Annotated in this window: 23 protein-coding genes; 12 read left to right on the top strand and 11 right to left on the bottom strand. The window is 71.1% G+C overall.

Features of this window, described 5'->3' with window-relative positions; all coding sequences use genetic code 11:
• Positions 1-6: 6 nt before the first annotated feature.
• The 3 genes from ACFXJ5_RS19680 (at position 7) to chvE (ending at position 4,221) form a co-directional block, all read left to right on the top strand.
• The gene (locus ACFXJ5_RS19680; protein WP_384632173.1) at positions 7-1,281 is read left to right on the top strand and encodes an ArgE/DapE family deacylase; all 1,275 of its coding nucleotides are present in this window, start codon (positions 7-9) and stop codon (positions 1,279-1,281) included.
• A 104-nt stretch (positions 1,282-1,385) separates the two neighbouring features.
• Positions 1,386-2,828 carry a S1 family peptidase gene (locus ACFXJ5_RS19675; RefSeq protein WP_384632169.1) on the top strand — a complete coding sequence of 481 codons (1,443 nt, stop codon included), beginning with the start codon at positions 1,386-1,388 and terminating at the stop codon, positions 2,826-2,828.
• A 289-nt stretch (positions 2,829-3,117) separates the two neighbouring features.
• Entirely contained in the window at positions 3,118-4,221 is a 1,104-nt protein-coding gene (chvE, locus tag ACFXJ5_RS19670; RefSeq protein ID WP_384632166.1) for a multiple monosaccharide ABC transporter substrate-binding protein, read from the top strand.
• On the opposite strand, the gene ACFXJ5_RS19665 is transcribed toward chvE, so the two are convergent.
• From ACFXJ5_RS19665 to ACFXJ5_RS19655, 3 genes are all read right to left on the bottom strand, one after another.
• Entirely contained in the window at positions 4,214-6,067 is a 1,854-nt protein-coding gene (locus tag ACFXJ5_RS19665; RefSeq protein ID WP_384632163.1) for an AMP-dependent synthetase/ligase, read from the bottom strand. The two genes, chvE and ACFXJ5_RS19665, sit on opposite strands and share 8 nt — an antisense overlap.
• Positions 6,068-6,200: 133 nt before the next feature.
• Positions 6,201-7,235, bottom strand: a complete 1,035-nt coding sequence (locus tag ACFXJ5_RS19660) for a CobW family GTP-binding protein (protein WP_384632160.1) — start codon at positions 7,233-7,235, stop codon at positions 6,201-6,203.
• 239 nt (positions 7,236-7,474) lie between these two features.
• Positions 7,475-8,863: a glycoside hydrolase family 16 protein gene (locus ACFXJ5_RS19655; RefSeq protein WP_384632407.1), complete on the bottom strand. Its 1,389-nt coding sequence runs from the start codon at positions 8,861-8,863 to the stop codon at positions 7,475-7,477.
• A gap of 220 nt (positions 8,864-9,083) precedes the next feature.
• On the opposite strand from ACFXJ5_RS19655, the gene ACFXJ5_RS19650 reads away from it, so the two are divergent.
• Positions 9,084-9,410 carry a hypothetical protein gene (locus ACFXJ5_RS19650; RefSeq protein WP_384632157.1) on the top strand — a complete coding sequence of 109 codons (327 nt, stop codon included), beginning with the start codon at positions 9,084-9,086 and terminating at the stop codon, positions 9,408-9,410.
• 51 nt (positions 9,411-9,461) lie between these two features.
• Here ACFXJ5_RS19650 and ACFXJ5_RS19645 read toward each other — a convergent pair whose 3' ends face one another.
• The 5 genes from ACFXJ5_RS19645 to ACFXJ5_RS19625 form a co-directional block, all read right to left on the bottom strand.
• Positions 9,462-9,887, bottom strand: coding sequence for a VOC family protein (locus tag ACFXJ5_RS19645; protein ID WP_384632155.1), 426 nt, complete (start codon positions 9,885-9,887; stop codon positions 9,462-9,464).
• 306 nt (positions 9,888-10,193) lie between these two features.
• Positions 10,194-11,411: a glucose-1-phosphate adenylyltransferase gene (gene glgC / locus ACFXJ5_RS19640; protein WP_384632152.1), complete on the bottom strand. Its 1,218-nt coding sequence runs from the start codon at positions 11,409-11,411 to the stop codon at positions 10,194-10,196.
• A 30-nt stretch (positions 11,412-11,441) separates the two neighbouring features.
• Positions 11,442-12,614, bottom strand: a complete 1,173-nt coding sequence (gene glgA, locus ACFXJ5_RS19635) for a glycogen synthase (protein ID WP_384632149.1) — start codon at positions 12,612-12,614, stop codon at positions 11,442-11,444.
• A gap of 77 nt (positions 12,615-12,691) precedes the next feature.
• Positions 12,692-13,501, bottom strand: coding sequence for an SDR family NAD(P)-dependent oxidoreductase (locus tag ACFXJ5_RS19630; RefSeq protein ID WP_384632146.1), 810 nt, complete (start codon positions 13,499-13,501; stop codon positions 12,692-12,694).
• Positions 13,502-13,505: 4 nt separating this feature from the next.
• The gene (locus tag ACFXJ5_RS19625; protein ID WP_384632143.1) at positions 13,506-14,714 is read right to left on the bottom strand and encodes a cysteine desulfurase-like protein; all 1,209 of its coding nucleotides are present in this window, start codon (positions 14,712-14,714) and stop codon (positions 13,506-13,508) included.
• 150 nt (positions 14,715-14,864) lie between these two features.
• On the opposite strand from ACFXJ5_RS19625, the gene ACFXJ5_RS19620 reads away from it, so the two are divergent.
• Positions 14,865-15,068, top strand: coding sequence for a hypothetical protein (locus ACFXJ5_RS19620; protein WP_384632140.1), 204 nt, complete (start codon positions 14,865-14,867; stop codon positions 15,066-15,068).
• Between the two features lie 228 nt (positions 15,069-15,296).
• Here ACFXJ5_RS19620 and ACFXJ5_RS19615 read toward each other — a convergent pair whose 3' ends face one another.
• Entirely contained in the window at positions 15,297-16,265 is a 969-nt protein-coding gene (locus ACFXJ5_RS19615; protein ID WP_384632137.1) for a DinB/UmuC family translesion DNA polymerase, read from the bottom strand.
• A 90-nt stretch (positions 16,266-16,355) separates the two neighbouring features.
• Between ACFXJ5_RS19615 and ACFXJ5_RS19610 the strand changes: the two genes are divergently transcribed.
• Genes ACFXJ5_RS19610 through ACFXJ5_RS19600 form a run of 3 tightly spaced genes read left to right on the top strand, consistent with a single transcriptional unit; the run spans position 16,356 to position 17,751 of the window.
• Complete coding sequence (locus ACFXJ5_RS19610; RefSeq protein WP_384632134.1) at positions 16,356-17,006, top strand: hypothetical protein; 651 nt, start codon at positions 16,356-16,358, stop codon at positions 17,004-17,006.
• Positions 17,007-17,054: 48 nt separating this feature from the next.
• Positions 17,055-17,249 (top strand): hypothetical protein, encoded by a 195-nt coding sequence (locus tag ACFXJ5_RS19605; protein ID WP_384632131.1) that lies wholly within the window; start codon positions 17,055-17,057, stop codon positions 17,247-17,249.
• Between the two features lie 34 nt (positions 17,250-17,283).
• Positions 17,284-17,751, top strand: coding sequence for a MarR family winged helix-turn-helix transcriptional regulator (locus tag ACFXJ5_RS19600; RefSeq protein ID WP_384632128.1), 468 nt, complete (start codon positions 17,284-17,286; stop codon positions 17,749-17,751).
• A 12-nt stretch (positions 17,752-17,763) separates the two neighbouring features.
• On the opposite strand, the gene ACFXJ5_RS19595 is transcribed toward ACFXJ5_RS19600, so the two are convergent.
• Positions 17,764-19,101, bottom strand: coding sequence for a PP2C family protein-serine/threonine phosphatase (locus tag ACFXJ5_RS19595; RefSeq protein WP_384632125.1), 1,338 nt, complete (start codon positions 19,099-19,101; stop codon positions 17,764-17,766).
• Positions 19,102-19,221: 120 nt separating this feature from the next.
• Between ACFXJ5_RS19595 and ACFXJ5_RS19590 the strand changes: the two genes are divergently transcribed.
• Complete coding sequence (locus ACFXJ5_RS19590) at positions 19,222-20,181, top strand: helix-turn-helix transcriptional regulator (RefSeq protein WP_384632122.1); 960 nt, start codon at positions 19,222-19,224, stop codon at positions 20,179-20,181.
• A 99-nt stretch (positions 20,182-20,280) separates the two neighbouring features.
• Positions 20,281-20,427, top strand: a complete 147-nt coding sequence (locus tag ACFXJ5_RS19585) for a hypothetical protein (RefSeq protein WP_384632120.1) — start codon at positions 20,281-20,283, stop codon at positions 20,425-20,427.
• Between the two features lie 18 nt (positions 20,428-20,445).
• Here the strand turns inward: ACFXJ5_RS19585 and ACFXJ5_RS19580 are convergent, their stop codons facing one another.
• Positions 20,446-21,414 carry an NADP-dependent oxidoreductase gene (locus ACFXJ5_RS19580; protein ID WP_384632117.1) on the bottom strand — a complete coding sequence of 323 codons (969 nt, stop codon included), beginning with the start codon at positions 21,412-21,414 and terminating at the stop codon, positions 20,446-20,448.
• A gap of 143 nt (positions 21,415-21,557) precedes the next feature.
• Between ACFXJ5_RS19580 and ACFXJ5_RS19575 the strand changes: the two genes are divergently transcribed.
• Positions 21,558-21,926: a winged helix-turn-helix transcriptional regulator gene (locus tag ACFXJ5_RS19575; RefSeq protein ID WP_384632115.1), complete on the top strand. Its 369-nt coding sequence runs from the start codon at positions 21,558-21,560 to the stop codon at positions 21,924-21,926.
• A gap of 106 nt (positions 21,927-22,032) precedes the next feature.
• Positions 22,033-22,227, top strand: a complete 195-nt coding sequence (locus ACFXJ5_RS19570; RefSeq protein ID WP_384632112.1) for a hypothetical protein — start codon at positions 22,033-22,035, stop codon at positions 22,225-22,227.
• The last annotated feature ends 20 nt before the right edge of the window (positions 22,228-22,247 follow it).

Genomic DNA, 22,247 nt, shown 5'->3' with positions numbered 1-22,247 from the left:
GTGTGGATGCCTGCGGTGCTCAATACGGAGGAGTCGGCGGCACTGGCGGCCGTCGACGAGGATGCGGTCGCCGCGACACTGCTGGACCTGCTGGCAGTGCCCAGCGTGACGGGCAGTGCCGCGGAGTCTGAGCTGCAGCACCGGCTGGCGGGCCACCTCGACCGGCTCGGCCTCGATGTCGACCTGTGGTCCATGGATCTGCCCACGCTCCGCGCCGACCCGGGCTTTCCCGGGACCGAGGTTCCGCGTGAGGAGGCTTGGGGGCTGGTGGCGACGTCACCGGAGGGTGGCGACGGCCCCACGATGATTCTGCAGGGCCATGTGGATGTGGTGCCGCCAGGAGACCTGGCGCGGTGGGAGGGCGACCCGTTCACGCCCCGGGTGCGCGGGGACGTCGTTCACGGCCGGGGCGCCTGTGACATGAAGGCCGGCCTCGTCGCCAACCTTGCCGCCCTCGCCGCGATCCGCGCCGCCGGGGTGCGGCTGCACGGCCGGGTGGCGGGTCACTTCGTGGTCGGTGAGGAGGACGGCGGGATCGGGGCCTTCGGCACGCTGCGCCGAGGGCACAGCGGCGACGCCTGCGTCATCAGCGAACCGACCGGCGGCACGTTGGTGACCGCCAACGGGGGCGCACTGACCTTCCGTATAGAGGTCCCCGGCCTGGCCGCCCACGCGAGCACCCGCGACGCGGGCGTCAGCGCCATCGACGCGTACGCCCCCATCGGCGCCGCCCTCGCCCGCCTGGAGGCCCGGCGCAACACCGGGCCCGACGCCTTGATGGCGGAGTACCCGATCCCGTACAGCGTCAGCGTCGGCACCCTGAGGGCCGGCGACTGGGCCAGCAGCGTGCCCGATCTGCTGGTCGCCGAGGGCCGGCTGGGTGTGCGGCTGGGCGAGGAACCGGCGGCGGCGCGCGCCGACTTCGAGCGGTGCGTGGCCGAGGCGTGCGCGGGCCATCCGTGGCTGCGTGACCACCCGGCCGTCGTGACCTGGCCCGGCGGTCAGTACGCGAGCGGCAGGCTGGACGACGGCCATCCGCTGCGGGGCCTGGTGGCGGCCGCCCACGCCGACGCGACCGGGCTGCCCCGGCCGCGCGAGCGCGGGGCGCCGTACGGCAGCGACCTGAGGCTCTACGCCGCGGCGGGCATACCCACGGTCCAGTTCGGTCCCGGGGACGTGCGGCTGGCGCACGGAAACAGGGAGCAGGTCTCGGTCTCGGAGACCGTCGCGGTCAGCCGTGCGCTCGTACTCGCCGTATTGAGGACCGTCGGGACCGAGTAGCCGCCCCGGTGAACCGCCGGGCACCCGCGCACGTAAGGAAGGGAAGTGCCTCTGCCTTCCCGGGTTGTGGGGCACCGCAGCCGGATGGAGCGAAAGGGGCACGCGTGAGTCATGCGCGGCGGTACGCACACCGAGTGGTGCAGCTCGCGGGCGTCGGGGGGATCATGTGCGGCGCGCTCATGACCACCCAGGCCATCGCCAGCCCGACGGCGGCGCCGGGGAACGAGGTGAGGAGCGCGTCCGGGGTCGACCGAGCAGGCCGACTGGCGGCGAACCTGGTGTCGGAGCTGGGCGGGTCGCGTACGGCGGGCGGGTGGGTCGGGTCCGACGGGCAGGCCGTTGTGGCGGTGACGGATGCCGGGACGGCGGCCGAGGTGCGGCGCGCGGGGGCGAAGGCCAAGGTCGTGAAGTACAGCATGCGGGAGTTGAGCGCGGCGACGCAGGCGCTGCGGGCGGCGCCTCGCGTGGCGGGGACGGCGTGGTCGGTGGATCCGGTGTCGAACACGGTGGTCGTCCTCGCGGACAGCACGGTGTCGGCGGGCGACTGGTCGCGGATGAGCGGGATGGCGAAGGAGATGGGCGGGGAGGTGCGGATGGAGCGCACCCCACAGGCCTTCACGACGCGCTCCGCGGGCGCCGAGGCGATCTTCTCGCAGGAGGCGCGCTGCTCGGCCGGCTTCAATGTCACCGACGGCAGCAGCGGCTTCATACTGACCGCCGGGCACTGCGGTCCGGCGAACACGGCGTGGTTCCGGGACGACCGGGGCGCGACGGCCGTCGGGACGACGACCACGAGCGACTTCCCCGGGAGCGACTTCTCCCTGGTGCGGTACCGGGACGACGCGGTCGACAAGAGCGACCTGGTGAATATCGGCGGCGGTAAGGCGGTACAGATCACGGGGGCGGCGGATCCGGTGGTGGGGCAGCAGGTGTTCCGGAGCGGGAGCACCACGGGCCTGCATTCCGGCCAGGTGACCGCGCTGGACGCGACGGTGAACTATCCGGAGGGTACGGTCACGGGTCTGGTCCAGACGACGGTGTGCGCCGAGGCCGGGGACAGCGGCGGACCGCTCTTCGCCGGCAGCGTCGCCTTGGGTATCACATCCGGCGGGAGCGGTGACTGCACCAACGGCGGCGTGACGTTCTTCCAGCCGGTCACCAAGGCGCTGGCCGCGCTGGGGGTGAGGCTGGCCGGTGACACGGGCGGTACGGCCGCCTCCTCCGCTGCCGCCACCGCGGCCCCCACGGCGTCACAGGGCAGCGCGGCCGCCGTCCCGCAGGCCACGCCGACCGCCATGGCGACGCAGGGCGGTGCGACGGGCGGCGTCACCACGGCCGGCGGGCCGATCGACCTGCGCGCGGCGGGTCCCGGGCTGCTGACGGCCGCCGTGGGGCTGGGGGCTGTGCTGGCCACCCGGTGGAGCCGTCCGGGCCAGGGCCGCAGGCGCCAGCGGGTACGTGGACTGCCGCCCATCGAGCGCTGGGATCCGAACGGTCCCAGTCCCCTGCCGCCGTTCGACACCTCGCGCGGTTACCCGGGGGGTTGACGTGCGCAGTCGTGTGCTAGCCTCCGCTCACCTTGTGGCGTACGCCTCGGGCGGCCTCAGTAAGCCTGGTGCCGTGTGATGGTGGAGGCCGTCCTGACGCTTCGGCAGATCGCCGTGACCGTCATACAGCGGGGTGCCAGTGCCCCCGGCTAATTGAACAAGTCCGAAGACGTCCGTCGCGAGAGCGCGGCCGCGGCTGCTGCGTGTGACCACGGGGACGGTGGGAGCCGCGATCGGCGACGGCGTTTCGGGCCGCATCCCCGAACACCCCGCCGAGAGGATCCACGCCATGCGCACTGCCAGAGCCGGCCGACTGCGTACCACCGCAGCACTGATACCCGTCTTTGCGATAGCCGTCGGCGCCACGGCCTGTGGCGGGTCCGGCTCCGGGAGCAGCGGGCCGGCGACGGTGGGGATCGCGATGCCGACGAAGGTGTCGCAGCGCTGGATCAACGACGGAAACGGTCTGGTGACGCGGTTCAAGGCCGCGGGCTACAAGACGGAGCTGAAGTACGCCGACAACAGCGCCGACACGCAGGCCGACCAGATCCGGACCATGATCAACCATGGCGACAAGCTGCTGATCATCGCCTCCATCGACGGGTCGGGGCTCGGCGACGTGCTGGTGAATGCCAGGCAGAAGGGGATCAAGGTCATCTCGTACGACCGGCTCCTGCTGGCGTCGAACGACGTGGACTACTACGCGACCTTCGACAACTACAAGGTCGGACAGCTCCAGGCCGGCTACATCGTGCAGAAGCTGGGGCTGAAGAACGGCAGCACGACCGGTCCGTACACCATCGAGCTGTTCGCGGGCTCACCCGACGACAACAACACCCAGTACTTCTACAACGGCGCGATGAGCGTGCTGCAGCCGTACATCGACAAGAAGGAACTGGTCGTCGGCAGCAGCCAGAAGCGGATCACTCAGGTGGCGACGCTGCGCTGGGACCCTGAGTACGCGAAGGAGCGGCTGGCGCTCATCCTGAAGGAGTCCTACACCGACCGGACACTGGACGCGGTGCTGTCGCCGTACGACGGCATTTCGCGGGGCCTCATCGAGGCGCTGAAGAGCGACGGGTACGGTACGGCGGCCAAGCCGCTGCCGGTGGTCACGGGGCAGGACGCGGAGGTCGACTCGGTGAAGTCGATCATTGCGGGCGAGCAGTCGGAGACGGTCTACAAGGACACCCGCAAGCTGGCCAAGGTGACGTTCGAGATGGGCAACGCGGTGCTGACCGGCAAGAAGCCGCCGGTGAACGACACCAAGCAGTACGACAACGGCAACAAGATCGTGCCGGCGTATCTGCTGCAGCCGGTGAGTGTCGACAAGAGCAACTACAAGAAGGAGCTCGTCGACAGCGGCTACATCAAGGCCTCCGACCTCAAGTAGCGGTCGCGTAGAGCTCGTCGATCTCCGCCGCGTACGCCCTGACGATGGCGCGGCGGCGGAGCTTGAGCGAGGGCGTCATGAGGCCGTCGGCGACCGTGAACTCCGAGGGCAGGATCCGGAAGGCGCGGATGGACTCGGCGCGGGAGACCGCGGTGTTGGCGGTGGAGACCGCGCGCTGGACCTCGGCGCGTACGGCGGCGTCGATGGCGGTGTCGGCCCGGGTGCGGGTGAGGGTGCCGGTCGCGGAGTGGCTTCCGTTGAGGTGCTGCCAGTGCTCGAGGGCCTCGGGGTCGAGGGTGATGAGCGCCGCGATGTAGGGGCGGTTGTCGCCGACCATGACGCACTGGGAGATCAGCGGATGGGCCCGCAGTCGCTCTTCGAGCAGCTGCGGGCCCACGCTTTTGCCGCCGCTGGTGATGATGATGTCCTTCTTGCGGCCGGTGATGATCAGGTAGCCGTCCTCGTCCAGGCGGCCGAGGTCACCGGTGGCGAGCCAGCCGTCCCGCAGGGCGGCGTCGGTGGCGGCCGGGTCGTCGAGGTAGCCCGCGAAGACGGTCTCGCCGCTGACCCAGACCTCGCCGTCGCGGGCGATGCGTACGGAGGCGCCGGGCAGGGGGCGACCGACGGTGCCGTAGCGGGCACGGGCGACGGGCTGGGCGGTGATGCAGGCGGTGGTCTCGGTGAGGCCGTAGCCGTCGTAGACGTTGATGCCTGCCCCGGCGAAGGTCAGGGCGAGTTCACGACTGAGGGGGGAGCCGCCGGAGACGGCGTGCCGTACGCGGCCGCCCAGTACGGCACGTAGTCGCGCGTAGACCAGGTGGTCGAAGGTGGCGTGCGCGGCGCGGAGGAAGGGTCCGGGGCCGTGGCCCTGGCCGAGGTCGTGGCGTTCGACGGCTTCTGCGTAGCGCTGGGCGATGTCGGTGGCGCGGTCGAAGAGGCGGGCCCGGCCGGACCGTTCGGCGTTGCGGCGGGCGCCCTGGAAGATCTTCTCGAAGACGTACGGCACGGCCAGCAGGAAGGTGGGGCGGAAAGAGGCGAGGGCCGGCAGCAGGGCCGCGGGGGCGAGGTCGGGCTGATGGCCGAGGATGACGCCGCCGCGCAGACAGCCGACCTGGACCATGAGGCCGTAGATGTGGGACAGCGGCAGGAAGGCGAGCACGGAGGCCTGTTGGCCTAACGGGGCGAAGATCTCGCTGAAGCCGGCTACGAGGGTGTCGCACTCCGCGGCGAGGTTGGCGTGGGTGATGACGCAGCCCTTGGGCCGTCCGGTGGTGCCGGAGGTGTAGGAGATGACGGCGGTGGATCCGGGTTCGACGGCCCAGCGCAGGCGGTTGACGGCGTCGTCGGGGACCCGGCGGCCCTGCTCGGTGATCCGGGCCACGCAGTCCTCGTCGAGCTGCCAGATGCGCTGCAGGTCGGTCATGCCGCCGCAGGCGGCGCCGACGGTCATGGCGTGGTCCTCGTGCTCGACCACGACGGCGGTGACCTGGGAATGGGTGAGGATCCAGCGGACCTGCTCGGCGGAGGAGGTCGGGTAGACGGGGACGAGCTGGGCGCCGATGGACCACAGGGCGTAGCTGAACTGGGTCCACTCATAGCGGGTCCGGGCCATGAGGGCGACGCGGTCGCCGAAGCCGATGCCGTTGATGAGCAGGCCCTTGGCCAGGCCCATGACCTCGTCGCGGAAGGTACGGGCGGTGACCTGGCGCCAGTTGCCGGGATCGGCCGGGTCGCGGCGGGCCAGCTGGGGCAGGCCGGGATAGCGCTGGGCCACGTCGTAGACGGAGTCGGCCAGTCCGCCCGAGCGCAGCGGTTCGACCAGGGGCGGGAGGCTGAACTGGCGCACCGAACCCCCTTCCCCTGGCTGTCCCCTGGTCAGTGCCGCGCCACGGCCAAATGGGCGGCAGAGAGGGCAAAATACCGGTCTTCGGCACGCTTGCCCAGAGGCGGTGCCAAAGGTGTGCTCTCGCCCTTTCAGGCTACTCGTCGCGGACGTATCGCAGGACCGGGATCAGCTGTTCGTCGGTGGCGCCTGCGGGGTCCGGTTCGACGCAGTCGTGCAGCTGCTTGGTGAGGGACTCGGCGTCAAGGCCCGAGCCGATCATGACGAGTCGGGTGGCGCGGTCATCGGTACGGTCCCAGGGGGCGGGCTGGAAGCGGAGGTAGCCGCCGACGGCATGGAGGGTGTACTTGCGCTGCTCGGCGTCGGGGGCGAACCGGACGACGCCCTTCATCCGGTAGAGGCCGGCGGGGCGGCTGTCGAGGAAGTCCATGAAGGCGCGGGGGGCCAGTGGCTGCTCGCAGCTGAACTCGGCGCTGTCGTAGAGGGCGTGGAGGTGGCGGCTGTGGTCGTCGTCCTCGTCGTCCTCGTACAGATCCCCGAAGGACAGCTGCTGTACGCCGTCCTGGACCGCCGCGCGGGGTTCGCGGTCGAAGAGCAGACCGGGGTCGACGCGGCCGTGGTCGGCGGTGACGACGGGCGTGCCCGGGCTGATCCCGGCGAGGGTGTCGAGGAGCCGGACCCGGGTGGCGTCGTCGACGCGGTCGGCCTTGTTGAGCACGACGAGGTCGGCTGCGCGCACATGGCGGTCGAGCTCGGGGTGCCGGGCGCGGGTGGCGTCGTACTCGGCGGCGTCGACGACCTCCACGAGGCCGCCGTAGGTGATGCGCGGATCGGTGCCGGCCAGGAGAAGCCGGATCATGCTCTGGGGTTCGGCCAGGCCGCTGGCCTCGATGACGATGACGTCGATGTCGACGGAGGGGTCGGCGAGGCGGCCGAGCATCTCGTCCATGTCCTCAGTGTCCGCCACACAGCACAGGCAGCCGCTGTCGAGGGCGACCATGGCGTCGACCTGGCCGGCCACCGTCATGGCGTCGATGTTGATGCTGCCGAAGTCGTTGACGATGGCGCCGATACGGGTGCCGCGACTGCCCCGCAGCAGGTGGTTCAGGAGGGTGGTCTTACCGGATCCGAGGAATCCCGCGAGGACGATGACCGGGATCTTCTTGGCCAAGACTCTGACTCCATGGGGCGGGGGCGGCCCTTCATCCTAGGCCCTGTCTGACACATAGCGCCGGCCGCCCGGAGGGCGGGCCCCGCGGCGTCTGGTGCGTGTGATCGCAAGGCGGAGGATCGCCCTCGTAGTGGGCTACTCGGGCGACTCCGACAACGCAGCGAGCGCGCGTGCCAGGCGTCGCGGGGCAGGCGGGATGTGTCAGATAGGGCCTAGCGGCCCTCCCCCGCCCCCGGTCGTCAGCTGAAGGGGATGCGGACGACGGACTGGTTGCCCGTGCCGACGGTGGAGGCGCCGTTGCCGATGGCGTTCCAGACCTCGACGCGGACGGTGCCGTTGGAGAGGTTGCCGAGGGAGCCGCTGGAGGATTTCAGCCCCGCGGTCTGGGTGTAGTGCTCGTAGCCGGTGACGGGGTCGGTGGCGAAGTAGCTGTAGGTCTCGGTGCGGTCGTACGACCCGTCGCCTGTGAGGTCGTAACTGACCCGGATCTGCTGACCGTTGCCCACCGTGCTGCCGGCGTCCACGTACAGGTCGAACTGGGTGGAGCCGCCGGTGAAGGTGCCGGTCACGCCGGTCTTGGTGAACGTCTGCTGCTGGTAGGGGGTGCCGTCGTGGTTGGTGCCGCCGGCCGAGGTGAGGGTGGTGGTGCCGGCGGACGAGGCGGCGCTGCCCAGGGAGCCGCCACCGAGGAGGTAGAGGGAGGAGGGAGTGCCGGTCGTGGGGGTCGGGGTGGGGGTGGGGGTGGAGGTGCCGCTGCCGGCCTTGGTCCACACGCCCACGTAGTCCACGAGCATGGGGTGGCCCGGCTCGGTGGCGGAGGTAGGGGTGACGGAGCCCTGGATGGCGTCGGGGAAGGCGCCGCCCATGGCGACGTTGAGCAGGATGAAGTAGCCGGCGTGGTCGGTCATGTTGGACCACGTGGTGGCGTCGACACTGCTCTGGCTGACACTGTGGAACTGGGTCCCGTCGACGTACCACCGCAGCACGTTGGGGCTGGCCGAGCGGTCCCACTCGAAGGTGTAGGTGTGGAAGCCCGACTGGCAGGTCGAGCCGGGGCAGGCGACGCTGTTGCCGAGCCCCGTGGTCTCGTTGCAGGGCCCGCCGGGGTTGGTGCCGCAGTGCAGGGTGCCCCAGACCTTGTTGATGCCGTTGACGTTCTCCATGACGTCGTACTCGCCGATGGCAGGCCAGTTCTGGTAGTTGCCCCGGTAGGGCGCACCCAGGGCCCAGAACGCGGGCCAGTAGCCCACGGCGGCGGTGCCGGTGACGTTGGGCATCTGGATGCGTCCCTCGATGCGCAGGGTGCTGCCGGCGGCGGGCTTGAAGTCGGCGCGCTGCGTCTCGATGCGCCCCGAGGTCCAGTTGCCGGACGCGTCGCGCAATGGCGTGATCTTGAGGTTGCCCGAGCCGTCAAGGCTGAGGTTGGAGGCGGAGGACGTGTAGCTCTGGACCTCTCCGGTGCCCCAGTTCGCGGGACCGCCCGCGTACGAATGGCCGGTGTCTATCTGCCAGTTGGTGCTCGACGGAAGGCTGCCTGCGCTGCCGTTGAAGTCGTCGCTCCACTGCAGCGTCCAGCCCGTGGGGCTCGGCACGGCGCCCTGCGCGGGGCTCGCGACCAGGGCGGCCATGACCGCCCCGACAGCGATGACGGTGGTGGTGAGGGCGCCCAGGAGGCCGCGGCGCCTGCGGCGACCGCGCGGTGGCCGTGTGGGGTGGATGTGGGACGTTGTGCTCACGGTGGAGCACCTCCTACCGGTGGATGGGGGAGGTTGCGGGTTTTTGAGAGCGCTCTCAAAGTTTTGTAAGTGCATCCACGCACGGCGTCAATGACTCGCGCACGTCAACTTCTTGAAGACGGCCCTCGTGCGGGTGAACACCGCCCACAGGCAGAACCGCGAACTGCGCGCCAATGTCTTCCCCGATGTTCGCACCGACCCCCAGGAGGCGTCCGTGACCGATCATCACCGGGTTCCCGCGCAACGCGACGGCACGGCATACGTACGCATCACAGCGGCCGACGAGGACACGGCGTACCGCATCGCCGACCTGATCGCCGACCACCACCCCGCGACCGCCCCCACCCTGCGGCGCACCTCCGGCGGCCTGGTCGCCTGTACGCTCCGGGCCAGCACGCTGCCCGACCTCACCGCAGGCGGTGCCCCACTGGGCGAGTGAGCCGACGTGGAGCGTACGGGGAGCCGTTCGGGCGCCGATCGGGTGGTCTGCTCAGACGACCGGCTCGCCGATGCCCAGCATGTTCCCCTCGCTGTCACGGAACCAGGCGCCGCGTTCGCCCCGTGCGCCCTTGCTCGGGTAGTTCCCTTCGATCTCGGCGATCCCGTCCCTCGTTCGAAACCCGGGCACGTCGACCTCTTCGAACACCACGCCGCGCCGTTTGAGCTGCGACACGACCGTCTCGATGTCGTCGACTGCCCACGCCATCTGAGTGAAGGTGCCAGGAGAGGCTCCCGTCGATCGGAACAGTACGAACTCCACGCCTCCGCACCGGTACAGCAGCCCACCGGGCCGTTCATCGACGGGCTCCAGACCGAGCTTCTCGGAGTAGAAACGCCGTGCCCGGTCCAGGTCCTGGGCCGGCAGCCTGGTCGCCACGCGTGCCCGGGCCGGAATGCCCCTGTCGTCTGCGTTCATGTCTCCCGTGTGCCGTGAGCAGTGGCATCGGGCGCGCAGCCAGGGCTCTGGGTACCGACGGCGGGCTCCGTTGTCATCGCGGACACCACTCAGGCGAGCCGGCCCGCTACAGCCAGCACCACAACAGCGGCAACCGTCGCCGTCGAACAGATGACCATCAGCCAGAAAGTCCCGAACCGGGCCGCAGACTGCGCAACGGCGCCACCACGTAGATCCATGCACTGACCAACGCGTGACCAAGAAAAACGACAGCAGGAGCCGCGTCGTCGTCACCCTTTCAGCCCACACGCTTCCAGGAGACAGGGCCTACAGAACCCGCTGCCCCTTTCCCAGCGCCACGATCCCGTTCGGCGAGGCGTGGTAGAGCTCCCGGTCGCGATCGGGGTTGACGCCCACCGTGGCACCGGGCGGCACGACCACGTTCTTGTCGAGGATCGCCCGCCGCACGATCGCCCCGCGGCCTATCCGCACGTTGTCGTGGAGGACGGAGCCCTGGACGACGGCGCCTTCCTCCACCACGACGCCGGGTGAGAGGACGGACTGGGTGACCTGGCCGCTGATGATGCAGCCGGGGGCGACCATGGACTCGCTCGCGATGCCGCCCGCCACGAACTTGGCCGGGGGCAGCCGCAGCGAGTGGGTGTAGAGCGGCCACTCGCGGTTGTAGAGGTTGAAGACGGGGTGGACGGAGATCAGGTCCATGTGCGAGTCGTAGTACTGGTCCAGGGTGCCGACGTCACGCCAGTAGCCGTGGTCGCGGGCGGTCTCGCCGGGGACGTGGTTGTCGTCGAAGTCGTAGACCTGGACCTGGCCCTTCTCGGTGAGCATGGGCAGGATGCTGCCGCCCATGTCGTGCACCGAGTCGTCGTCCTCCGCGTCCTGGTAGAGGGCGTCCAGCAGCACCTTCGTCGTGAAGATGTAGTTGCCCATGGAGGCGTAGACGCGGTCCGGGTCGCCGGCCAGACCGGGCGGGTCGGCGGGCTTCTCGAGGAAACGCTCGACGCGGACGCCGTCCGGCCCCGGCGTGATGATGCCGAAGGAGGGGGCCTGTTCGCGAGGTATCCGTATACCGGCGACGGTGGCGCCGGCGCCGCTCTCGATGTGCTGCTTGAGCATCTGTCGCGGATCCATGCGGTACACGTGGTCGGCGCCGAAGACGACGATGTAGTCGGGCTGCTCGTCGTGCACGAGGTTCAGCGACTGGTAGATGGCGTCGGCGCTGCCGAGGAACCAGCGGGGGCCGAGCCGCTGCTGCGCCGGCACCGGGGTGACGTAGTTGCCGAGCAGGTTGGACATCCGCCAGGTGGTGGTGATGTGGCGGTCGAGGGAGTGGGACTTGTACTGCGTCAGGACGCAGATCCGCATGACGTCGCCGTTGACGAGGTTGGACAGGACGAAGTCAACCAGCCGGTAGGCACCGCCGAAGGGCACGGCCGGTTTGGCGCGGTCGGCGGTCAGCGGCATGAGCCGCTTGCCCTCTCCGCCCGCCAGTACGATTCCCAGCACCGAAGGTCCGCCACGCATCGCCGCCCCCTTGCAACTGTTCCACTGTTGTCAGAATTTGAGGATCTCCTCGTACACGCGCACCGTGCGCCGGGCCACAGCGTCCCACCCGAACTCGCGGGCCGCTCGCTCCCGCCCGGCCTCGCCCATCCGCGCTGCCGTCGCCGGGTCGGCGACCACCGTGTTCACGGCCGCCGCCAGGGCCGTTTCGAACTCGGCCGGGTCCTTCTCCTCGTACGGGACGAGCAGCCCGGTGTCGCCGTCCTGGACCACCTCGGGGATGCCGCCGACCGCCGAGGCGACGACGGCGGTGCCGCAGGCCATGGCTTCGAGGTTGACGATGCCCAGCGGCTCGTACACCGAGGGGCAGACGAAGACCGCCGCGTGGGTGAGGAGCTGGACGACCTCGGGGCGCGGCAGCATCTCGGGGATCCAGATCACGCCGTCGCGCAGCTCCCGCAGCTCGGTGACCAGGTCGCGGAACTCGCGGTCGATGGCCGGGGTGTCGGGGGCTCCGGCGCACAGCACGAGCTGGGTGGCGGGGTCGAGGTGGCGCGCGGCGCGCAGCAGGTGGGGGACGCCCTTCTGGCGGGTGATGCGGCCGACGAAGAGGGCGTACGGGCGGGCGGGGTCGATGCCGTGCGCGCGGAGGGCCTCGGTGCCGGGGTCGGGGCGGTAGAGGCGGGTGTCGATGCCGTTGTGGACGACGTGGACGCGCGCGGGGTCGAGGGTGGGGTAGCAGTCGAGGATGTCGGCGCGCATGCCGTGGGAGACGGCGATGACGGCGTCGGCGGCCTCGATCGCGGTGCGCTCGGCCCAGCTGGAGAGGGCGTATCCGCCGCCGAGTTGCTCGGCCTTCCAGGGGCGCAGGGGTTCGAGGGAGTGGGCGGTCATCACGTGCGGGATGCCGTGCAGGAGCTTGGCGAGGTGGCCGCCGAGGTTGGCGTACCAGGTGTGGGAGTGCACGAGGTCCCGGCCGGTCAGCGCGGCGGCCATGGAGAGGTCGACGGACAGGCTGCGCAGGGCCTCGTTGGCGCCGGCGAGCTCGGCAGCGGCCCCGTGGCGGAAGACGGAGTCGCCGTCGCCGCTCTCGCCCGAACCGGCCCAGCAGTGCACCCGCAGGTCGGTGAGCGCGCGTAGTTCGCGGGCGAGAAACTCCACGTGGACGCCCGCTCCGCCGTAGACGTCGGGCGGATATTCGCGCGTGAGCAGTCCGACCTTCACGGGCGCCTCCTGGTTCTGTCGCCGCGTACTGACACTGATGCCCCGCGGAACGGGGTTTGATCCGTACGAACGTTTGCCTATCGCTTCCGCATCCGCAAGGAGGTCCAGCTCGCGTCTGCGGTCCAGCCTCCGTCGACGGGCAGGGCCACGCCGTTGACGAAGCCGCTGCGGGCGGGGTCGGCCAGGAAGCAGACGGCGGAGGCGATGTCGCCCGGGGCGGCGAAGCGGCCCATCGGCACCTGGCCGGTGATGTCGTCGTCGGTGTAGCCGCCGGAGGCCTGGTCGGCCTCGTCCATCTCGGTCTTGACCCAGCCCGGGCACACCGCGTTGACCCGCACGCCCCGGCCTCCCCACTCGGCGGCCAGGGTGCGGGTCAGGCCGACCAGGCCGTGCTTGCTGGCGTTGTAGGCGGCCCGGTCGGACACTCCGCGCAGCCCGGCGATGGAGGCGATGTTGACGATCGAGCCGCCGCCGGCCTCGAGCATGAGGCGGCCCAGCGCGCGGGACAGCAGGAACGGGCCGGTGAGGTTGACCTCCAGGACCCGGCGCCACTGGGCGGCGGTGGTCTCCTCGGCGGGGCTCAGCAGGGAGATCCCGGCGTTGTTGACCAGCACATCTGCGCTGCGGCCGAAGTGCTCGGCGATCCGGGCGGCGAGCTCTTCGGCATACGCGTCCGCCGCGACGTCGCCGGTGACGGCGATGGCGTCGGCGCCCGCGTCGCGTACGGCGGCCAGGGTGTCGGTGGGCTCGCGGAGGTCGGCCAGCACGAGGGCGTATCCCTCGGCGGCCAGGGCCCCGGCGACCTGGCGGCCGATTCCCTGGGCGGCGCCCGTCACGACTGCTACCGGGGACTTGGTGAGGGGGTTCTGGTTCTGGTTCTGGTTCATGAGCTCAGCTCAGCTCCGCGACGCCGGCGAGCAGCCGGGCCACGTCGTCGGCGTTGTTGTAGTGGACGAGCCCGGCCCGGACGGCGCCGCCGGTGTCGCGCAGGCCGAGCGCTTCGGTGAGTTCCCAGGCGTAGTTGTGGCCGTGCCATACGTTGACCCGGCGGTCGGCGAGGTGGCGGGCGACCTCGGCGGGGGTGTGGCCGGCGACGCGGAAGTAGGCGGTGGCGGTGCGGGCGGCGGGCTTGCCGTAGAGGGTGACGCCGGGCTGCTCTTCCAGGCCTTGGAGGAGGGTGCGGAACAGCTCCTTCTCGTACGTCTCCACCGCGCCCATGGAGGCGAGCAGCCGTTCGCGGCGGGAGCCGGTCGGTGCCGCGGTGTCGTCGAGCGCGGCGAGGTGGTCGACGGCTGCGGTGACTCCGGCGAGGTCGGCGAAGGCGGCGGTGCCGGTCTCGAAGCGTTCGGGGACGGCGTCGGAGGAGCTGGCGAGCTTGTCGGGACGCAGGGTGTCGAGGAGGGCGGGGTCGGCGGCGACGGCGCCGATGTGGGGGCCGGACCACTTGTATGCGCTGGTGGCGTAGAAGTCGGCGCCGAGCGCGGTGACGTCGACGGGGCCGTGGGGCGTGGCGTGTACGCCGTCCACGAAGGTGAGGGCGCCGGCGGCGTGGGCCTTGGCGGTGATGGCGGCCACGTCGGGTCGGGTGCCGAGGATGTTGCTGGCGGCGGTGACGGCGACCAGGCGGGTGCGGTCGGTCAGCAGCGTGTCGTACTGGCCGGTGGGCAACTCGCCGGTGACAGGGTCGACTTCGGCCCAGCGGACGAGGGTGCCGGTGCGGGCGGCGGCCTGGACCCAGGGGCGTACGTTCGCGTCGTGGTCGAGGCGCGACACGACGATCTCGTCGCCGGGGCGCCAGGTAGCGGACAGCGCCTGGGCGAACCGGTAGACCAGGGTGGTGGTGTTCGGGCCCAGGACCACGCCGTCCGCCGTGCCCCCGACCAGGTCGGCGACGGCGGCCCGGCACCCGGCGACGATGGCGTCCGAACGGTGGCTCGCCGCGAAGGGCCCGCCGACGTTGCCGATGCCGGTGCGGTAGGCGGCGGCGATGGCCTCGATCACGGCGTCGGGCACCTGAGTGCCGGCGGCGCCGTCGAGGTAGGCGGCACCGTCGCGCAGGGCGGGGTAGCAGGCGCGGACGGCTTCGGCGTTCAGCGGCATGTCCTCGGGGTCCTTCCATGATCGTGCCCGGTGCACGGCCAAGCCTGGACCCCGGCCGCCCGCAGGGGAAGAGGGCGGCATTGCCCGGCGCGCCTCTGCGACCGCTGCGCGCCCTGCCCGCCGCGAGGCCGGCCCGGCACCATCGAACACATGGCGGTGGAGCCGGTCAGCGGTTGCGACGTGTGCGGGCGGGACGACGGGACCGTCCGCGACTGCGGCATCCGCCACATCCCGTTGGCGGTGTGCGACCGCTGCTTCGCCGACATGGCGACCGCCCGCCGCGGCGCGCTGCCGCGCCCGCTGAGCGCCGGGGAACTGCTGGCCGCTGCGCGGGGCGGGCGTACGAGGAGCTAGCTCGTCGTTCAACGTCGCCCACTGCGAGGCTCGGCGCATGAGCAGGGGCGTCCCCGTTCTCCGAGCGGGATGGACGGAGCCCGGCCACGACTTGACCTGGAGTGCGCTCCAATCCGTAGCGCGCCTACGCGACGAACCCCCGGCAGGCGGCGCGGCTGTGGAAGCTGTCGGCCGAGCTCACAGGCGTCGACGCGTTCGCGGCGAACGCCTGACCCGTCTGCGGAAAGCTCAGCGGCGGGGCCGGTCCGTAAGGGTGGCCGGCATGACGGTGCGGGCCGGTGGGGACGTGGGCGGGTGGTCGGACCGGGTCGCGGCGGGGGCGAGGTCTTCGGCGCGCAGCGCCACCGCGCGGACGCGGGTGTCCCGCAGGGTGAGCCCTTCGCACAGGTCGAGCGCGGCGTCGGCCAGGGTGGCGGTGTGCGCGGTCGGGGCAGGCAGGGTGCGGGCGCGGCCGAGTGAGGATCCGCCGGTCAGCCCGACGGTCAGGGCAAGGGTGGACGCCGCCTGGCCGGAGCCGCGCAGTTGGCGGCCGAGGGCGTCGGCGAGTTCGAGGACGCTGCGGCGTACGGCGTCGGTGCTGACGGTGTCGGCGTTGAACAGCCGGTCGGCGGTCAGGCTTTTCGGCGGGGCTTCGGCGGTGACGGGGTGCGGGTCGATGCCGTGGGCGCGTTCCCAAGCGGTGCGCCCGGTGTCGGCGCCCAGGATGCCCTGGAGGACCGGGAGCGGCGTGACGGCGACCTGGCCGACGGTGAGCAGGCCGTGCTGGGCCAGCGTGCGGGCGGCGGCCTCGCCGATGCCGTAGAGGGCCTCGACGGGCTGGGGGCGCAGGAAGTCGGCCACCGCCTCGGGGTCGGTGTCCACGGCGCGGACCCGGCCGGGCCGGACGTCGTACGCGGCCATGGCGGCGACGGTGCGGTTGCCGGCGGCGCCAATGGTGAGGCGTACGTCGTACAGGGCGGTGGCGCGGGTGCCGATCATCAGGGCGAGTTGCTCGGGGAGCCGGTCGAAGTACCGCACGGCGGCGCGTACGTCGGCCAGGATCGCGTCCGGTGGCACGGTCTCCACGAGGGGGGTGAACTGGGCCACGAGCTCGGCCAGCCCGGCGTACGTCGCCCGGTCGACCGGGCCGCAGCGGATGTAGAGCACGCACGGGCCGGGGTCCGGGTGCGGATGCTGGTGTTGTGCGGGTACGACCATGCCGCGGCCACCTCACCTGTTCGAACGTCTGCTCGAATTCGAGTGTAGGGCACCGGAGGGGTGTCGTACCTCCCACATAGGGTTCTGGGCATGGCCGACCTCCTCTCCGCCGCCCAGCGACGCGCGATCCTGGAGTCCGACGCCGAGACGGGACGGCTGGGTGCCCGCGTCCCGACCTGCGAGGCCCTGGCCCGGCTGGGCCTGGCCGTCCGCTACGGCCGGGTCGGCGGCTACTACCTCACGCCGGAGGGCCTGCGCGTACGGGGCGTACTCGAACGGGTCGGCCCCGAGGCGGCGGAGGTCCGGAGCCCCGCTCCGACCGCCACCGCTCCGCCGGCCCCGGCAGCCACCGGCTTCAACGCCGACGACGGCACCGGCCCTCCCTCCCCCGCATTGCCCGGCCGTGCGGCCGAGGTCGCCACCGCGTGGTCCGGGCTCCTGGAGATCCGCCGGGTCCTCCAGGACGGCGACACCTCCCGCCCCGCCCCCTGGGAGCGCGAACGCCTCGTCCACGCCATCGCCCTCGCCCTCGAGGCCGCCGGCCATCCCCCGTCCACCGGCTACTCCGTCTCCCCCGCCGCCGCCCAGCCCGGCGTCGCCGAGGTCGCCTGGCACGGCACCGGAGCCCCGGAGGCCCTGGCGGCCTGCCAGCAGGTCCTCGAGCGCTTCGGCTGGCAGTGCACGCTGCACCGCGACCGTCACGGCCGTAGCTTCCTTCTGGTGTCGCCGCGCCGTGCCTGACCGGGCGGCGAGTGGGAGGCTGGAATCGGAAAGGCAGGGTGGATCGCGATGCGCATTCCGGACGATCAGCTCTACAACCAGCTCTACGAGAGGACGCCCTCCCAGGCGGAGGGCGAGCGGGACGACCTCGACGGCGTCCCCGATCGGGAGGTCCACGCGGAGGTACCCCGGACGACCCCGTCCCAGGCCGAAGGCGAGTACGTGGAAGAAGACGAGGTCCGCGGGTCTCGCCCTCAGCGATAGATGATGCATCAACCAATCGCGGTAGACTGGCGCCATGAACGAGACACCGCGCCGGCTTACCTCGACGGAGGGGCATGCCTGGCGCAGCTTCATCCGTATGCAGGACAAGCTCAGCGGCCGGCTGGCTCGTGAACTCCAGGCCCGTTCAAACCTGTCCGCCGCCGACTACGGGGTACTGGTCAACCTCATCGACGTCCCCGACGGCCGACTGCGCTTCCTGGAACTGGCCAAGGCGGTGGAGTGGGAGAAGAGCCGGATGTCCCACCACATCGTCCGCATGACCAAGCGCGGCCTGGTAGTCCGCGAGGAGTGCCCCGACGACGGACGCGGAGCCTTCGTATCCATCACCCCGGCCGGCCGCGAGGCCATCGCGGCCGCCGCTCCCCGGCATGTCGAAGCGGTCCGCCGGCTGGCCATCGACCACCTCACCCCCGAGGAGATCAGCGTCCTCGGCCGCATCTCGGACCGCATCCTCGAACAGCTGGACAAGGATCCCTGCTGATCGGCACAGCGGTCACCCGAGTCCTTCTCGCCCCACCCGATAGGGCGACGGGTGTCGCGCCGGAGCCGGGATTGATCCGGGCTCGAGATGAACCTGGAGGCCGGCCGGCCCTGCCTCCCTGTCCGGACCCGATGCGGGGGCGCGCTGGACGGCGACCATGGCAACGTCGTCGTCGAGCCTTCCGCCGACATGGGAATGGAGATCGTCGAGGATGCGCTCCAGGAGCTGGTCGGGAGTCCCCCACTTCCAGGTGGCGACCCGGTCGGAGGCGGGATAGAAGTCGCCTGCGGCATCACGGGCCTCGATGACGCCGTCGGTGTAGAGCACGAGGGTGTCTCCGGCGTCGAGGGGGAAGGTGTCGACGTGGTAGGCGTCGGGAGACAGAGCCGCCAGGCCCAGGGGCGGTCCGGGCCGGTAGGCGTGCAGGACGGCGACGCGGCCGCGGTGCGAGAGCAGAGGTGGGGGGTGACCGCAGCTGATCATCCGAACCGTGCCGGTGTCGTCGGGGATCTCGACGATGAGGGCGGTGATGAAACGTTCACCGGTGTCGTCGTCGGTATCGGCGATCTCCGCCAGGTGCCTGCCTACGCTGTCCTCCAGGGAGGCGGCGAGCTCGGGCAGGGTGGCGTTCCGGTAGGCGGCCTCCCGGAAGGCGCCGGACAGGGCCGCCGCCTCGCCGATGGCCGACAGGCCCTTGCCCCGGACATCGCCGATCAGGAGGCGGGGCGCGCGGGCGGTCCGCGTGGCGGCGTACACGTCGCCACCGATCTGGGCCTGCGCCTGGGCGGCCCGGTACGCGGAGGCGACCAGCAGCGGGCCCATCCGGTGAGGAAGCCTGCGCAACAGGACACGTTGGGCTGCTTCGGAGACCGCTCGCACCTGGGTCAGTTCCTTGAGGTCACGGTCGTGGAGAGCACGGAAGGCGATGACGAAGGCGGAGACCAGGATGAGGGCGACGACGTGGATCGGGATCATCACCCACGCGGCGTCCGGCGTGCCTACCCGTGCGCGCAGCATGCCGTCGTGAATGTCGATGGCCACTACGGCTACGCCGGCGAGGAAGGCGACGCCGGTGGTGAGCCTGGGACCGGCCCACGCGGCGGTTGAGGCCGGCGCAGCGACCAGCAACGAGGCGAGATGGATATCCGTGGGGGCCAGGAAGCTGCCCAGGGTCGTTGCGCCGACGAACAGGATCGCCAGGACCGCCCGTGCCCGGCGTCGGCTCAGCGGGCACATTCGGAGCACGCGGTGCCGGGCGCGCCGGACATTGTTCTGCCCGCAGGCCGTGAGGTGCTGGTGGAGCTGCCGGATGGTGGACGTGGGCGTGTGGACGGGCGGAAAAGAAAGCATCGCGTCCTCTACGGGTTGTCGGGGACCTCGGCGGCACCGGCGCGGCGTGCCAGCGCCCCTCCCGGCACTAGTCGATTTGGGCGGCCCCCTCTGGCCTGTTCCGCCCAGTGGTCACAGTGCGTGATCCCTGCTCCGGCATCCACCAAGGATCCATTCCGCTCTTTCGCGGGCATAGACGGCGATACCTCTAGTAGTGGCACCACTAGTATCAAGAGTGTGAATGCCGAGGAGCAGCGGCGCCGCGACCTGGGCGACTTCCTCAAAACCCGGCGTGAGCAGCTTGTGCGCGCCGACCTCGGCCTACCTCCGGTCGGTGGGAGAAGGACCTCGGGGCTCCGCCGAGAAGAGATCTCCTACCTGTCCGACGTGAGCGTCACCTGGTACACCTGGCTCGAGCAGGGACGCGACATCCATCCGTCCCGACAAGTGCTGGATGCGGTCGCACGCACCCTGCGTCTGTCGGCAGCGGAACACACCTACCTGATGTCGCTGGCCGGGTACACCGCTCCCCAGCCCGCTGCCCAGCCGATCGCCGTCACGGCCCCGGCCAGCGTGCAGCGGCTGCTCGATTCGTTCCCGGACTTCCCTGCGTACGCGATCGGCCCGGACTGGGGCGTACTGGGCTGGAACGCCGCGTTCGCGGCCCTGTACCCGAACATAACCACTGTCCAGGTGACGGACCGGAACATGCTCTGGCTGGTGTTCACCGACCCGTACCTGCGCGAGCTGATGCCCGACTGGGAGGTCGCCAGTCGTCGTTTCCTCCGCGAGTTCAGGGCCGAGATCGGTCCCCGGGTGGGCGAGGCCCCCTGGTCCGACCTGGTCGCGCGACTTCTCCAGGCCAGCGAACCGTTCCGCGTCTGCTGGCAGAGCCATGACGTCGAAGGATTCACCTCACGGGTGCGCATGTTCCGCCACCCGTCCGTCGGAGACCTGCATGTGGAGCTCCATCGCGTGATCCCCTGCGATCATCCCGACCTACGCCTGCTGATCTACACCCCCGTGTTGACCACGGACGCTCCGGCGCGGCTGCGCCGGCTGGTCGGCGCCGCAGCTCCGCCCACCACCTCGCCGGGTTGAGCGACGGGGTCAGGCGTCGGCCGATTCGCGGCCGTCCCGGGGGCGGGAGACCCCCGGCACGGGGCCGGCATCATCGTACGACTCGCCACCGACCCCGCTTTGGCCACGACCACCGGTGGCTACTACTCCGTCAAGAGCCCCGAGCCGCTGATGTGCCCGGAACCGGGCCGGGACGAGGCGATCCAGTCGGAGCTGTGGGAGAGGACCGCCTCACTGCTCGAGCGCATCCACGCGACAGCCGCGTGACCAAGGCCTAAGTCGATGTCAGGAGGCCACGCGCAGCACGAGCTTGCCGCGGGTGTGGCCAGTCTCGCCGCGGGAGTGGGCCCGGGCGACCTGGTCCAGGGGGAAGGCCTCCTCGACCTCCACCGTCACGTCGCCGGAGTCGATAAGCCGGGCGATACGGGCCAGGGCCGGACCGTCCGGCTCGACCAGGAAGGCGCTGGCGCGCAGGCCCTGGGCCCGGGCGGTGTCGAGCAGTTCGGGCGAGGCGCCGGACGGGACGGCGACGATCAGGCCGCCGGGAAGCAGGACGTCCAGGGAGCGGGTGCTGGTGTTGGCATGGCCGTCACCGACGAGGTCGACGACGACGTCGACGTTCTTGACGGCGTCCTCGAAGCGGACGGCGGTGTAGTCGATGAGTTCGTCGGCTCCGAGTCCGGTGAGCCAGTCGTGACGGGCGCTGCCGGCGGTGCCGATGACGTAGGCGCCCAGGTGCTTGGCGAACTGGACGGCGAAGTGTCCGACGCCGCCCGCGGCCGCATGGATCAGGACGCGCTGGCCGGGGCGTACATCGGCGGTGTCCACCAGGACCTGCCAGGCGGTGAGGGCCGCCAGCGGCACGGCTGCGGCCTGCTCGTGGCTGATGCCGGCGGGCTTACGGGCGAACTGCCGGGAAGGGGCGGTCACGTACTCGGCGTAGCCGCCGGCGGCGCGGGGGAACCACGGCATGCCGTAGACCTCGTCGCCGGGCTTGAGCGTGGTCACCCCGAAGCCGGTCTCCTCCACCACGCCGGAGACGTCCCAGCCCAGGATGAACGGCGGTTCGCCCAGCACGTGGGCCATGCCCGAGCCGGACCGGGTCTTCCAGTCGACCGGGTTGATCCCGGCGGCGCGCACCCGCACCAGGACCTCGGTCGGCAGCGGCTCGGGGCGGGGCACCTCCTCCACCCGAAGGACTTCGGGACCGCCGAAGCCGTGCTGTACCACCGCGCGCATCGAGGATGCGGACATGAGACATCTCCCTGGAGTCAAATGGGCGGAAAGACCGTTGTGAGGCCTTTCGCGCAACTGGCCTTGACGCTACCCCGAGGGTGGTAGTTACCATCAAGGGACACTACTTCCCATAGGGAAGCATCCTGCTGAGGAGCCCCTTCGTGAGCACCACCTGCACGACCGGCCAGCACGCACACCACGATGTCTACGCCGCCCTGTGCCCTTGCCGCCCCATGCTGGACCTGCTCGCGAACAAGTGGTCCGCCATGGCCATCGGAGCGATGGAGGAGGGCCCGCAGCGCTTCGGCGCCCTGCAGCGATCCCTCCAGGGCGTCAGCCCCAAGGTGCTCACCCAGACGCTGCGGCGCCTCGAAGACGCCGGCCTCGTCGACCGCACCGTCTACCCCGCCGTCCCCCTGCACGTCGAGTACGCCCTCACCGACCTGGGCCGCGGCGCAGCCGTCCCGCTGGGCCTCCTGCGCGCCTGGGTCGAGGAGAACCTCGACGCCATCGCGGCCCCCGCGTCGTAGGGCGCGACATCGCGAGGCCGCGCGTGCGGGATCCGGGTGGGACCGTGGAACAGGGGGTGGCTTGTCTCCCGGTGGGAGGTAGGCGCAGTCAACGCAACGCGGCCGAGTGGAACTCGGCCCGCAGATACGCCGGATGCTGGGCCTCGGACTCCGGTCGCGCCGCCATCTACTCGCCTCCATTCGCGGCAGGTTGGTGCACGCGCATGGCGGCATCGACGAAGCAACCACCGCCTACGAACACTTCGATGCCCGCAACGACGGCTGGATCAATGTCCTCTTCCACCCCAACGGCGTCCGCTGACCACGGCAGCCAGGCCCTCG

This window comes from Streptomyces sp. NPDC059373 (assembly GCF_042751495.1).
GTDB lineage: Bacteria > Actinomycetota > Actinomycetes > Streptomycetales > Streptomycetaceae > Actinacidiphila.
Note: the sequence above shows the minus strand (reverse complement) of the source record. Positions and strands in the feature narration are given on the sequence as shown.